Source organism: Phaeobacter sp. CAU 1743 (assembly GCF_039839315.1).
GTDB classification, from domain to species: domain Bacteria; phylum Pseudomonadota; class Alphaproteobacteria; order Rhodobacterales; family Rhodobacteraceae; genus Phycobacter; species Phycobacter gallaeciensis_A.
In genome coordinates, this window is sequence record NZ_JBDOQR010000028.1 from 18676 (window position 1) to 31292 (window position 12617).

The following is a 12617-nucleotide window of genomic DNA, read 5'->3' on the forward strand; positions in this document are numbered from 1 at the left end:
GCAGAAGCAGGACGAGGGTGGAACCGAAACGGATTTCCGCTTGGGTGAGCCCGAAGCCCTTAACCGTTTTCCAATCTGCGCGTGACCTCAGCGATGAAATCCTCACCGCGCTGCTCGAAGTTGTCATATTGATCGAAACTGGCCGCTGACGGGGCGAGCAAAACCGTGTCGCCTGGCTCGGCCTCTACCATCGCCTGCGCCACAGCCTCACCCATGGTGGTGCAGACCACAGCGTCCACATCCAACTGCATGGCAAAGGTCGCCGCCTCGCGGCCGATCACATAGGCCCGGCGCACCGAACCTGTCTGACCTTTCAGGGCCTCCAGCCCACCATCCTTTTCCAGCCCGCCGCAAATCCAGCGGATATTGCCAAAAGCGCTCAGCGCCTTCACTGCGCTGTCCACATTGGTGGCCTTGCTGTCGTTGACGTAGCGCACCCCGCCCGCCTCAGCGATGGTCTGGCTGCGGTGCGGCAGACCGGGATAGCTCTCCAACCCACCTTCGATCATCCGCGGCGCCAGCCCTAGCGCCCGCGCGGCGGCATAGGCGGCGCAGGCATTCTGATGGTTATGCGCCCCCGGCAAGCCTTGAATCGCACGCAGATCGATCGAGGCCACCTGCCGCCCCTTGCGGTATTCGCTCAAAAACCCCTTGCGGGCAAAGACCTGCCAACCCGGCCCTGTCAGCTTCTGCGCTGCCGAGATGCGGATCACCCGGTCATCACTGGCGGCCTCGGACAGTTGTCCGGCCAGAAACAGCCCTTCATCCTCATCGATACCGACGATGGCACGATCGGGGCCGCCTTCTGCGAACAGGCGCCGCTTGGCCGCGAAATAGCCGCCCATGCCGCCATGCCGGTCCAGATGATCCGGGCTGAGGTTGGTGAAGACCGCCACATCCGGGGTCAGCGCCCGCGCCAGTTCGGTCTGATAGCTGGACAGTTCCAGCACGATCACGCCGCCATTGCCCGGCGGGTCGATATCCAGAACCCCGCGGCCGATATTGCCCGCCATCTGGCTGTCGCGCCCCGCCTGCTCAAGAATATGCTGCAGCAATGCGACCGTGGTGGATTTGCCGTTCGATCCAGTGATGGCCACCACCTTGGGCGGCTGGTCGAACTCGTCCCATTCTCCCGTCGCGACCGAGCGGAAGAACAGCCCGATGTCATTGTCCACCGGCACCCCGGCCATCAGGGAAGCGCGCACAACCGGGTTGGGCTTTGGGTAGAGATGCGGAATACCCGGGGACACGATCAGGCTGGCGATCCCGTCAAAGGCACCAGCCCGGCTCAGATCGGCGCAGGAGAACCCCTCTGCCTCGGCCCGTTCCCGCGCCTCCGGGTTGTCATCCCAGCAGATCGCCTCGGCGCCGCCAGCCCTGAGGGCCCGCGCCGTAGCAAGGCCGGAGCGCCCCAATCCAAGAACGGCGACCCGCGCCCCTTCAAACCCTCTGACCGGGATCATGCCCACCCTCATCCTTTGATCAAATTTCGGCGCAGAGTGCACCGCCATCACGGCCTTTGCAAGCCGCCGCAAACCACCCCCGCGCGCGCATTTTGCGCGCGCCACGCCCCCCCTGACAGGCGGGCCTACCCGTCGAAGGGGGCGGGCGTTTTCCGCACGCCAAGCGTAAGACCGCCGCACAAAAAAGGAGGCCGCAGCCTCCTTTTTTTCAACCTTGTGGCGTGCAAGTGCTCAGCGCACTTTCAGCGTCGCCAGACCAATCATCGCCAGGATCAGCGAGATGATCCAGAACCGGATCACGATGGTCGGCTCCGCCCAGCCCTTTTTCTCATAGTGATGGTGAATCGGCGCCATCAGGAACACCCGGCGGCCGGTGCGTTTGAAATAGAGCACCTGAATGATCACGCTCAGCGCCTCGACCACAAAAAGCCCGCCAACAATGGCCAGCACCAGCTCGTGCTTGGTGGCCACCGCGATAGCGCCCAGCGCACCGCCCAAGGCCAACGAGCCGGTATCCCCCATGAACACCGCTGCGGGCGGCGCATTGTACCACAGGAACCCCAGTCCGGCGCCGAACAGTGCCATGGTGAAGATAAAGATCTCGCCGGTGTCCTTGACGTAGTGAACGTCCAGATACTGGGAAAAGTCGGCCCTCCCCACGACATAGGCGATCACCCCCAGCGTCAGACCGGCGATCATCGCCGGCACAATCGCCAGACCATCCAGACCATCGGTCAGGTTCACCGCATTGGCCGAGCCGACGATAACGCAGACGGTAAAGGGAATGTAGAACAGGCCCAGATTGATCAGCGTATCCTTGAACACCGGCATCGCCAGCTGGTTCTGCAGCTCCGCCCCGTGATAAGCCGATGCCCAGACCGCCGCGACCACTGCGATCAGAATGCCAAGCCCCAGCCGCAGTTTGCCTGGCACCCCGGCAGTGTTCTGCTTGGACACCTTGGCGTAGTCATCGGCAAAGCCAATCAACGCAAAGGCCAGCGTCACGAACAGCACCAGCCAGACAAAGGGATTGTCCCACCGCGCCCAGAGCAGCGTCGAGGTCAACAAGGCGCCGACGATCAGCAAACCGCCCATGGTCGGCGTTCCGGCCTTGGAGAAATGCCCTTCGGGTCCGTCGTCGCGGATCGGCTGCCCCTTGCCCTGCCGCTTGCGCAGCACATCGATCAGCGGCCTGCCGAACAGGAAGCCAAAGACCAGCGCCGTCATGAAGGCCCCTCCGGCCCGGAAGGTGATGTAGCGGAAGAGGTTGAAAAAATCACCGCCATCCGACAGCGCCGTCAGCCAATAAAGCATATCAGCCAGTCCTCACTTGGTAGAATTTGCATCAGAGTTCCGGCTGCCATGACCCAAATCGCGGATGCCGTCAACGATGGAGGCGAGCTTCATGCTGAGCGAGCCTTTGACCAGAACCACGTCGCCAGCCCCAATCTGCCCCGGAAGATCAGCCTTTGCTGCCGCGCTATCTGCGTGCCAGCCGCCACGCTTTTCATCCGGCAAGGCCTCTGCCAGATGCTGCATCAGCGGCCCGACGCAATGGATCTGATCGATTTGTGCGATGGCAGGATGGCGGGCAAGATCCGCATGCAGTGCGACCTCCTCCGGTCCCAGCTCTTTCATATCGCCAAGATAGGCAATCCTACGCCCGCCCTCTGCCACCGGGGTGGCCGCCAGCACGTCCAGCGCCGCCTTCACCGAGGTTGGATTGGCATTGTAACTGTCATCGAGCAGCAGAACCTGCCCCTGTGACAGCTCCACCATTTCGCGCGCGCCGCGCCCGGTCACCGGCGACCACAGTGCCAGACTGCGAATGGCCTTTGCCAGATCAACGCCCAGCGCATTGACGCATAGCAGCGCCCCTAGCGCATTCATGGCAAAATGCGCGCCCAGTGACTGGATATGCAACTCAGCCGGGGCACCTAGGATCTCGGCCCTGGCCACGGTTTCCTCACCGGTGACCTGCGTTGCGATCAGCCGCGCATCGGAGGCGTTGGCGCCAAACCATTGCGCAGAAACGCCCAGTTGCTCCGCCCGTTGCCGCAGGACCGGGGCCTCGTCGATATCGGCGTTGAGCACGGCGATACCGCCCGGCTCCAGCCCATCCATAATGGCCGCCTTTTCACGAGCAATCCCGGCGACGTCATCAAAGGCCTCCAGATGCACGGCGGCCACGGTGGTGATCATCGCCACATGCGGGCGGGCCTGCCGGGCCAGGGGCTCGATTTCACCCGGGTGGTTCATGCCGATCTCGATGACGGCGAATTCCGTATCCTGCGGCATCCGCGCCAGCGTCAGCGGCACGCCCCAGTGGTTGTTATAGCTGGCGACGGCGGCATGGGTGCGGCCCTGATCCGACAGGATCCGCGCCAGCATTTCCTTGGTCGAGGTTTTGCCAACCGAGCCGGTCACTGCCACCACGCGCGCATTGGTGCGTTCGCGTCCGGCGCGGCCCAGCGCCTCAAGTCCCTTTTGCACATCTTCGACCAGCAGCAGAGGCGCTTCCTTGGGCAGGCCTTCGGGAATACGTGAAACCAGCGCCGCGCCTGCACCTGCCTGCAGCGCCTGAGCGACAAAATCATGGCCATCGCGCGCAGCCTTCAGCGCCACGAACAGATCACCGGGCTGCAAGGTGCGGGTGTCGATGGAGACGCCATTGACCCGCCAATCGCCGCGCGCCTCACCGCCGGTTGCGGCAGTGGCCTCGGCCGCGGTCCACAGCGGCGCGCTCATACGGTTTTCCCGTCGAGTACGGCCACCGCCATGCTCGCCTGTTCCACATCGTCAAAGGGCAGCACATCGCTGCCGACGACCTGTCCGGTTTCGTGCCCCTTGCCGCAAACAAGCAGCGCATCGCCCGGCTCCAGCATCGCCACGCCGCGCAGGATCGCCTCGGCGCGGTCGCCCACTTCTATCGCCTCTGGTGCGCCGCCCTTGATGGCGGCCCGGATCACGGCGGGATCTTCGCTGCGCGGGTTGTCATCGGTGACGATCACCACATCAGCATTGTCATGCGCCGCCTGCCCCATCAGCGGCCGTTTACCCGCGTCCCGGTCACCGCCGGCGCCGACGATGGCAACGAGACGGCCCAAAACATGGGGGCGCAGCGCCTTGATCGCGGTAGCGACTGCATCGGGCGTATGGGCATAATCCACAAAGACAGAGGCGCCGTTCTCACGGGTCGCCGCCAACTGCATCCGTCCGCGCACCGTCGTCAGCTCGTGCAGCGTTTCAAAAACGCGTTCGGGCTCTTCGCCGCTGGCGATCACCAGCCCACAGGCCATCAGCACGTTTTCCGCCTGAAAGCCGCCAATGAGGTTCAACCGGGCCATGAAAGGTCTGTCGTGCCACGAGAACCTTATGTCCTGCCCGGTGCCGTCATAGCGCTGCCCCACCAGCGAAAGATCGCCAAGGCCGCGCCCCACGGTAATCACCTCTTGTCCGCGTCCCGCCGCGATGGCGCGCATTTCGGCGCCCCGGGCATCGTCCATATTGATCACCGCGACGCCCTCGTCCGGCAGCACCCGGCGAAAGAGACCCGCCTTGGCTGCGAAATACTCTTCGAAGGTGTGGTGATAATCCAGATGATCCTGGGTGAAATTGGTAAAACCCGCCGCCGCCAGCTGCACCCCGTCAAGGCGCCGCTGATCCAGCCCGTGCGAAGACGCCTCCATCGCGGCATGTGTGACACCGGCCTTTGCCGCTGCCGCAAGGGCGCGGTGCAGAGTGATAGGCTCGGGCGTGGTGTGGGCCAGAGGGTAGCTCCAAGCGCCTTCGACCCCGGTGGTGCCAAGATTCACGGCCTCATGGCCCAGCGCCATCCAGATCTGCCGCACGAAGGTCGCGACTGAGGTTTTGCCATTGGTGCCAGTCACCGCAACCATGGTCTGCGGCTGGGCGCCAAACCACAGGGCGGCGGTATAGGCCAGCACCTGCCGGGGGTCCTCGACGACGATCAGCGCCGCGTGGCTTTCTGACAGGGGGCGGGCTGCAATCTCGGCCCCGGCGGCATCGGTCAGGATTGCCGCTGCGCCCTGTTGCAGGGCAGCGGGAATGAAATTGGCGCCATGCACCTGACTGCCGGGCAGAGCCGCAAAAAGCGCACCATCGCCCACCCGGCGACTGTCGACCACCAGATCGGAAATCATCGGGTCCGCGCCGCCACGGGCGGTGAGCCCCAGTTGGCTGAGGGGACGTGGGTCCGGTCTGTCTTGCGGGGTATTGCGGCTCATGAGGCGCCCTCACCTGAGTCAGTTAGAGGTGAGGGTTATATCAGCCACCTCGGTGGGTTCAACTTGCGGTCTCAGCCCCAGCAGAGGCGCGACCCGCTTGATCATCTCGGCGGCCACCGGCACAGCGGTCCAGCCTGCCGTGCGGCGCTCTTCGTCATAGGCGAAGACCGAGGGTTCATCCAACGTCACGACCAGCACGTATTTGGGATCCTGCGCCGGAAAGATCGAGGCGAAGGTGGCGATCACCTTGTCCTCGTAATAGCCGCCGCGCGGGCGTGGCTTGTCCGCAGTCCCGGTCTTGCCGCCCACCTGGTAGCCGGGCACCCGGGCAAAGCTGGCGGTGCCTTCGGTCACCACGCGGCGTAGCATGGTGCGGGCCGCCTTCGCTGCTTCTTCAGAAAGCACACGCTCACCGTGCTGAGCGCCCCGCTGTTTCAGAACCGTCGGGCTGACGTGATAGCCGCCATTGGCAATGGCGGCATAACCCGCCGCCAGATGCATCGGCGTGGTCGAAATTCCGTGACCATAGGAAATGGTCATCGCCGAAAGCTCGGACCAGTTTTTCGGGGTCAATGGCGTGCCGCCGCTGGCCTCGACGATCTCGAATGGTGTCGGCTCCAGCATGCCCAGCTCACCAAGGAAGCTTCTCTGCCGCTCGGCGCCAATCTGCTGCGCCAGCCGCGCGGTGCCGATATTCGAGGATTTCTCGATGATCTCGGTCACCGACAACTCGTTGCCGTAGTTGTGGAAATCCCGGATCGCGAATTTGCCCCAGCGCAGCGGCCCACGGGTGTCGATCACGGTCTCCGGTGTCACCAATCCCAGATCCATCGCCTGCGCTGCCGCGAAAATCTTGAAGGTCGAGCCAAGTTCATAAACGCCCTGCACCGCGCGGTTGAACAGCGGGCTAACCGACGGGTCGAACCCCGAGGTGGGTGGACGCGGACGTTCGTTGGGATCGAAATCCGGCAGCGACACCACCGAAATCACCTCACCCGTGTGCACATCCATCAGGATCGAGGTGGCGCCCTTGGCGTTCATCAGCTTCATGCCGCCATCCAGCACCCGCTCGGCGGCAGCCTGAATGGTCAGATCCAGCGAGAGTTGCAGCGGTTTATCGCCATTACCGGGGTCACGCAGGTAATCGTCGAACTGCTTTTCGACACCGGCAACGCCGATCACCTCGGCTGCCGAAACGCCTTCCTTGCCGAAACCGGCGCCGCCCAGAACATGGGCCGCGACGCTGCCATTGGGGTAAAGCCGCATCTCGCGCGGGCCGAACAAGAGGCCCGGATCGCCGATATCATGCACCGCCTGCTTCTGCTCGGGGCTGATCTTCTTCTTGATCCACAGGAACTTGCGCTTGCCCGTGAAATCTTCAACCAGATCTTCGCGGTCCAGATCCGGGAAAATTTCGGCCAGGCGCGTAGCGGCGCCCTCCGGGTCGATCATCTGCGGCGGCTGCGCGTAAAGAGAGTGCGTCTCGAAATTGGTCGCCAGAATACGGCCCTGCCGGTCGACGATATCGGCGCGCTGCGCAGCGATGGCGCTGCCCGCGGCGCTGGCTACCGGCTCGCTCGGTTCAGAGGTAGCCAGGACCCCCATCCGGCCGATCACCGCAGTATAGGCACATAGGAAAAACACCCCAAGCACCAGAAGCCGCCCCTCGGCACGCTGGCGCGATTTCGCCTGCATTTCTTCATGCCGCAGGCGGATGTTTTCTTCTTCGATCACATCCGGGTTCTGCCCGGTAGCGCGGGCGTTCAGAATACGGGCCAGAGGGCGCAGCGGCGTGCGGATCATGGCTGCTCTCCTGTACCGCGATCCCGGTTCAACCCGGAAACATCGACACCGTTTGCAATGCTAAAGTCCTGTTCAAGCGGGTAGGACACCTCGTCCACGCGACCGAACTGATCGGGGCGCAGCGGCAGAAGGCCCAGCCGGTCAAAGTTCAGCTCAGCAAGACCGATCAGACGGTCGGGGCGGTTGAGATAGGCCCATTCCGCGCGCAGAACGCCCAGCCGCACCTGTGCGGCGCCGATCTCGCGTTGCAGATTGCGGGTTTCCTTCAGGACCTGCTGCGTGGCGTAGTTTTCGCGATAGGCCCAGAAGGCCAGACCAAAGACCGCCAGAGCGGTGACAGCGTATAAAAGCGTCTTCATTTCCGCGCCTCCTTTAGCTGTGGCATGCCCAGATCGCGGGCCGAGATCGGTGCAGGTGCCGCATCGGTTCGCCGCCCCACACGCAGGCGGGCCGAGCGAGAGCGCGGGTTTTCCGCCAATTCCTGATCATCCGGGCCGACCGCCTTGCGGGTGACAATTTCGAACTGCGCGGGCAGCTCTTCGATTTCGGGGGCATAACGGTTCGCACGCCCTGTCTTGCCAGCACGGTGCTGGAAAAACCTTTTGACCATGCGGTCCTCGACCGAATGGAAGGTGACCACTGCCAGAAGGCCTCCGGGTTTCAGCGCCCGTTCGGCGGCCAGAAGACCTTCGAACAGCTCGTCATATTCAGCGTTCACCGCAATGCGCAGCGCCTGAAAGCTGCGCGTCGCCGGGTGGGATTGTCCGGGTTTGGCGCGCGGCAGGCAGGATTCCACCAGGCTCGCCAGTTGCAACGTTGTGGTGATCGGCTCAACTTCGCGCGCCTTGACGATGGCGCGGGCGATCCGGCGACTGGCGCGTTCTTCGCCATAGTAGAACAGGATGTCGGCCAACTCGGCTTCGCTCAGCTCGGCAACCAGATCGGCGGCCGAGGGGCCTTCCTGCGACATGCGCATATCCAGTGGGCCGTCCTTCATGAAGGAAAAGCCGCGTTCGGCGAGATCGAGCTGCATCGAAGAAACACCAAGGTCCAGCACCACGCCATCCAGATCCTGCGCGTATTCATCCATACGGGAAAACACGCCCTGCTGCTGCACCAGCCGGTCGCCATACTCCCCCGCCCAAGACTTGGCCATTTCAAAGGCCAGCGGGTCGCGATCCACCGCGATCACCTGATCAGCGCCTGCCTCCAGCAAAGCGCGGGTATAGCCCCCGGCCCCAAATGTGCCATCAAGCCAACGCCCGGTCACCGGCGCCACTGCCTTTAACAGCGGGCGCAGCAAGACGGGGATATGAGGACCAGATGCGGATGTGTGCTCGGTCGTCATGCCTCAGACCCCTCCGGCGCCATCAAGGAATTCCAGTGGGTCGAAATCTTCGGGCAGATCTTCCATCAGCTTTTCAGCTTCGGCCATTTCGACCTCTTCATAGGTCTGCGGCTTCCAGATCTGGAAGGTATCGCCCGCCGCGATAAAGAAAGCCTCACCCTCCAGCCCGATCTTGTTGCGCAGCTTGGCCGGAAGCACCAGACGCCCGGTCTCGTCCACCGTTGTCGGCAGGGACTGGCCGTTGAACATGCGTTCCAGGATCTTGCGCTCGCGCGAGCCGCGCGGCAGGGCTGCGATCTTGGCATCGACCTCGTCGATCGCCTCGATGGTGTAGCATTCCAGGAATTTGCGGCGTTCATCGCCGTAGACGATTACCAGTTCGGGGCTGTCCCCGGGCTGCCAGTTGGGATCGCTGGCCTCAAGAACACGGCGAAAGGTGGCGGGTATCGACACCCGCCCCTTGCTGTCCACCTTATGGTGGCTTTCGCCTCTGAACCTGCGGCCCAATTTACCGTCCCTTTTTCGCGTCCCTCGCGAGATATCTGCCCCCCGAAAGTAAAAGGGGCGGGCTGATCTGCTGCCACTGATCAACCCGCCGCCTGTCCCGCTGTGCGGGGGTGTCCGACTGCGCACGCCATCTGGGGGGATGTCTGCTCGCCCGCGCGCCGGATCTCTTTGTTCGATGAAAGCGAAGGCCTGTATGAAACCTGCTTTTTTTGATTTTTACGGGGTCGTTTGGCGCCCCATCCTTGCTCTCTGTCGATGTAGAAAGGGATACTATGGGAATTCAGGGTACGGCAACTAATTTCTTCACGGCAACGTGGGCAAGCATGGGCCAGATGCCTCAATTTCCGTTAACCTTTCATTAATACTTCGGCCAAATTCCGCCTAATTTGGGCAAGGTTAATGATAAGCAACTACATATAGTGGCCACAACAACGCCCCAAAATGACCCATAGTTTCCCAGAAAAAGTTTCAAGAGACTCGCGGGACACACCTATGTTCACGGTACACCCCCACCCCTTTCTGCAACGACCCGAGCAGGGAGAGGCGAAACACCCCTTGGCCCCATGGAATTGGGCAGATGTGATTCGCGGCGGGACCCGCCACCACCGCAGCGAGCCCATGATTTCCCACGACCCGACCTCTGCAGTGCAGCCCATGGTTTCCCATCGACCGCGACTACACGAGGGGCGGGATGAAAAATTGGGAGGTCCTAATGGGATGACATGGGACAGAGGCACAAAACCGCAGCCTGATCGCACCAGATCAAGCCGCACCCCGGCAGGCCCCGCCCGCCCCGCGCCCAGACAAAGGGATCGCCTCCCACCAGCACAGAGCGGTGACGCCTCGCAGAGGCAACAGGGACCGCAACAGCGACCCATCCGGGGCGGGACATCACGGCAGAGGCAGGCCTGCACGACAACATGAAGACACCGGACCGCCCGCGCAGCCCGGCACCTATTATGTATTCAGATAGATGTAGACTGACCGGAAAACCGGATCAGGCCATACCGCCCTGCACCAGACCAGAGGCAATCCGGCCATAGGCCTCGGCCATGGTCCCCTCGCCCGCGGCAACAGGCGTGCCACCATCCCCCGCCAGGCGGGTCTCAAGATCGATGGGCAGCGCCCCCAGAAGCGGCAAGCCCAGCTTGTCAGCCTCGGCCGCCACCCCGCCATGACCAAAGATGTGATGATCGCCGCCGCAGTCGGGACAGGTGAAGAAGGACATATTTTCGATCAGTCCAAGAACCGGTGTTTTCAGCTGGCTGAACATGTCCAGCGCCTTGCGTGCGTCGATCAGCGCCACATCCTGCGGGGTGCTGACAACGATGGCGCCGGTCAGCTCTGCCTTGGTGCACAGCGTCAGTTGCACATCACCGGTGCCGGGCGGCAGATCGACGATCAGCACGTCCAGCTCTCCCCAATTGACCTGCCCCAGCATCTGCTGCAACGCGCCCATCAGCATCGGACCGCGCCAGACCACGGCTTTTGCCTCATCCACCATGAAGCCGATCGACATCACCGTGACGCCATGGGCGTGCAGCGGCTCGATGGTCTTGCCGTCCGGGCTGGCAGGCCTGCCCGTTACCCCCATCATGCGCGGCTGGCTGGGACCGTATATATCTGCATCCAGCAGACCAACCCGCCGCCCCTGCCGGGCAAGGGCCACCGCGAGATTGGCGCTGACAGTGGATTTACCGACGCCTCCCTTACCCGAAGCGATGGCAAGAATGCGCGCCACCCCAGCGGGCTTGATCGGCCCTTGTTGCGGTTTCGGGTGGCCGCCAACCTTGAGCGAGGGCGCCCCCTGCCCGCCACCGGGTGCGGATGCCGCCGGAGTATGCGCGGTCAGCGCCGCCGTCACGCCGGACACGCCATCAAGAGCGAGGACCGCCGCTTCGGCGGCGCGGCGCAGGGGTTCCATCTGCTGGGCAATCGCCGGGCTGGGCGCTTCGATCACGAAGCGGACGGTGTCACCGTCGACACTGAGCGCCCGCAACATATCCCGGGACACCAGGGTGCCCCCATCCGGCAAGGCCAGCCGCTCCAGCGCGGCGCGAATCTGATCGTGGGTCACCGGCATGGCGCTCTCCTGTCTTTCCCGCCCCTCTTTGGGCGCCCACCCTATATAGGAGCGCCCGCGCCAGCCCAAGCGCGATTGCCGTAACGGCAGCTTTACGCATCCCAGACATAAACCGCCGCAAGAATAGGCAAATTTGCCAACCCCGCACAAAACCACACCAATTTTCCGCACATCACTCAGATGACCCATGCAAATGCTGCATGGCAGAAATGCTGACTCTTGGGATTGTGCAGTTGCAGCATTTCCCTAAATTGGTGTTCAAGAAACGCCTTTAACGGCACACGGAAAATTACGGAACTGAGGATCTGCCCAATGGCTGCAGTAAATCACATCACCGCCCACAAGGGCTCGCTGGCCGCAAACGGCCTGGGCCTGATCGACGAGCTGAAACTGAAAATCGCGCGTTACCGTCTGTATCGCGAAACCCTGAATGAGCTCTCCGCCCTGTCGAACCGCGAACTGGCGGATCTGGGGCTGAACCGCTCGATGATCAAACGTCTGGCCTACCAGGCCGCATACGAAAACGCATAACCGAGATCAGGCTCTTTTCTCCTCCTCCCTAAAGGGCCTGTGTTCCGCGGTGACATCTTCCTCCTCCCTGATGTCACCGCACCCCATACCGGGATCAAACCCGGGATCTGATACATCCGGTCTTCTCCTCCCTTTTGACCAGATGTTGTTCAGAGCGGCAGCACCTCTCCTCCTCCCTGGTGTTGCCGCACCTCATACCGGGATCAAACCCGGACGCTGATACATCCGGTCTCTCCTCCCATTTGACCGGATGTTGTTCAGAGCGGCGGCACCTCTCCTCCTCCCTGGTGCTGCCGCACCTCATACCGGGCTCAAACCCGGGACCTGATGCATCCGGCCCTCCTCCCATTTGGCCAGATGTTGTTCAGAGCGGCGGCACCTCTCCTCCTCCCTGGTGTCGCCGCACCTCATACCGGGATTAGACCCGGACGCTGATACATTCGGTCTCTCCTCCCATTTGGCCGAATGTTGAAAAGAACGGCGGTGCCTTCCTCCTCCCTGGCACCGCCGTTTTTGCATTTCACGCACCCCAGAAATCACCCGACACCATCGCCAGCCGCTGCGCGCCCGCCCTTCTCGCGCCGCAGCCGTTGCAACGGGGCAATGGCGCGGGGGCGCTGGCAGCATCGCTGCCA

General features: G+C 62.9%; 10 protein-coding genes. 1 reads left to right on the plus strand and 9 read right to left on the minus strand.

All coding sequences use genetic code 11. The features are described 5' to 3' along the window. Positions 1–59: 59 nt before the first annotated feature. The 9 genes from murD to AAFO90_RS12390 all read right to left on the minus strand — a co-directional run bounded on the left by murD (position 60) and on the right by AAFO90_RS12390 (position 11451). On the minus strand, positions 60–1463 hold the full coding sequence (gene murD, locus AAFO90_RS12350) for a UDP-N-acetylmuramoyl-L-alanine--D-glutamate ligase (RefSeq protein WP_347509589.1): 1404 nt from the start codon (positions 1461–1463) through the stop codon (positions 60–62). A gap of 231 nt (positions 1464–1694) precedes the next feature. Further along, positions 1695–2777, minus strand: coding sequence for a phospho-N-acetylmuramoyl-pentapeptide-transferase (gene mraY / locus AAFO90_RS12355; RefSeq protein WP_065273045.1), 1083 nt, complete (start codon positions 2775–2777; stop codon positions 1695–1697). Positions 2778–2789: 12 nt separating this feature from the next. Beyond that, complete coding sequence (gene murF / locus AAFO90_RS12360) at positions 2790–4211, minus strand: UDP-N-acetylmuramoyl-tripeptide--D-alanyl-D-alanine ligase (protein ID WP_347509590.1); 1422 nt, start codon at positions 4209–4211, stop codon at positions 2790–2792. Further along, a complete protein-coding gene (locus AAFO90_RS12365) occupies positions 4208–5710 on the minus strand; it encodes a UDP-N-acetylmuramoyl-L-alanyl-D-glutamate--2,6-diaminopimelate ligase (protein WP_347509591.1) in 1503 nt (500 codons plus the stop codon). Before AAFO90_RS12365 ends, murF begins: the two co-directional genes overlap by 4 nt. An 18-nt stretch (positions 5711–5728) precedes the next feature. After that, positions 5729–7513, minus strand: a complete 1785-nt coding sequence (locus tag AAFO90_RS12370) for a penicillin-binding protein 2 (protein WP_065273042.1) — start codon at positions 7511–7513, stop codon at positions 5729–5731. Next, positions 7510–7872: a cell division protein FtsL gene (locus AAFO90_RS12375; RefSeq protein ID WP_065273041.1), complete on the minus strand. Its 363-nt coding sequence runs from the start codon at positions 7870–7872 to the stop codon at positions 7510–7512. Before AAFO90_RS12375 ends, AAFO90_RS12370 begins: the two co-directional genes overlap by 4 nt. Further along, positions 7869–8861, minus strand: coding sequence for a 16S rRNA (cytosine(1402)-N(4))-methyltransferase RsmH (rsmH, locus tag AAFO90_RS12380; protein WP_347509592.1), 993 nt, complete (start codon positions 8859–8861; stop codon positions 7869–7871). Before rsmH ends, AAFO90_RS12375 begins: the two co-directional genes overlap by 4 nt. Before the next feature lie 3 nt (positions 8862–8864). Continuing rightward, on the minus strand, positions 8865–9368 hold the full coding sequence (mraZ, locus tag AAFO90_RS12385) for a division/cell wall cluster transcriptional repressor MraZ (RefSeq protein ID WP_082996115.1): 504 nt from the start codon (positions 9366–9368) through the stop codon (positions 8865–8867). 997 nt (positions 9369–10365) lie between these two features. Continuing rightward, entirely contained in the window at positions 10366–11451 is a 1086-nt protein-coding gene (locus AAFO90_RS12390; protein ID WP_347509593.1) for an Mrp/NBP35 family ATP-binding protein, read from the minus strand. A gap of 312 nt (positions 11452–11763) precedes the next feature. Here AAFO90_RS12390 and AAFO90_RS12395 point away from each other — a divergent pair, with 312 nt between their 5' ends. Then, on the plus strand, positions 11764–11982 hold the full coding sequence (locus tag AAFO90_RS12395) for a DUF1127 domain-containing protein (protein WP_274828928.1): 219 nt from the start codon (positions 11764–11766) through the stop codon (positions 11980–11982). Positions 11983–12617 lie beyond the last annotated feature (635 nt).

Bases quoted from the DNA above. Each gene is read 5' to 3' on its own strand.
- murD (WP_347509589.1), bottom strand. From the start codon at position 1,463: ATGATCCCGGTCAGAGGGTTTGAAGGGGCGCGGGTCGCCGTTCTTGGA.
- mraY (WP_065273045.1), bottom strand. From the start codon at position 2,777: ATGCTTTATTGGCTGACGGCGCTGTCGGATGGCGGTGATTTTTTCAAC.
- murF (WP_347509590.1), bottom strand. From the start codon at position 4,211: ATGAGCGCGCCGCTGTGGACCGCGGCCGAGGCCACTGCCGCAACCGGC.
- AAFO90_RS12365 (WP_347509591.1), bottom strand. From the start codon at position 5,710: ATGAGCCGCAATACCCCGCAAGACAGACCGGACCCACGTCCCCTCAGC.
- AAFO90_RS12370 (WP_065273042.1), bottom strand. From the start codon at position 7,513: ATGATCCGCACGCCGCTGCGCCCTCTGGCCCGTATTCTGAACGCCCGC.
- AAFO90_RS12375 (WP_065273041.1), bottom strand. From the start codon at position 7,872: ATGAAGACGCTTTTATACGCTGTCACCGCTCTGGCGGTCTTTGGTCTG.
- rsmH (WP_347509592.1), bottom strand. From the start codon at position 8,861: ATGACGACCGAGCACACATCCGCATCTGGTCCTCATATCCCCGTCTTG.
- AAFO90_RS12390 (WP_347509593.1), bottom strand. From the start codon at position 11,451: ATGCCGGTGACCCACGATCAGATTCGCGCCGCGCTGGAGCGGCTGGCC.
- AAFO90_RS12395 (WP_274828928.1), top strand. From the start codon at position 11,764: ATGGCTGCAGTAAATCACATCACCGCCCACAAGGGCTCGCTGGCCGCA.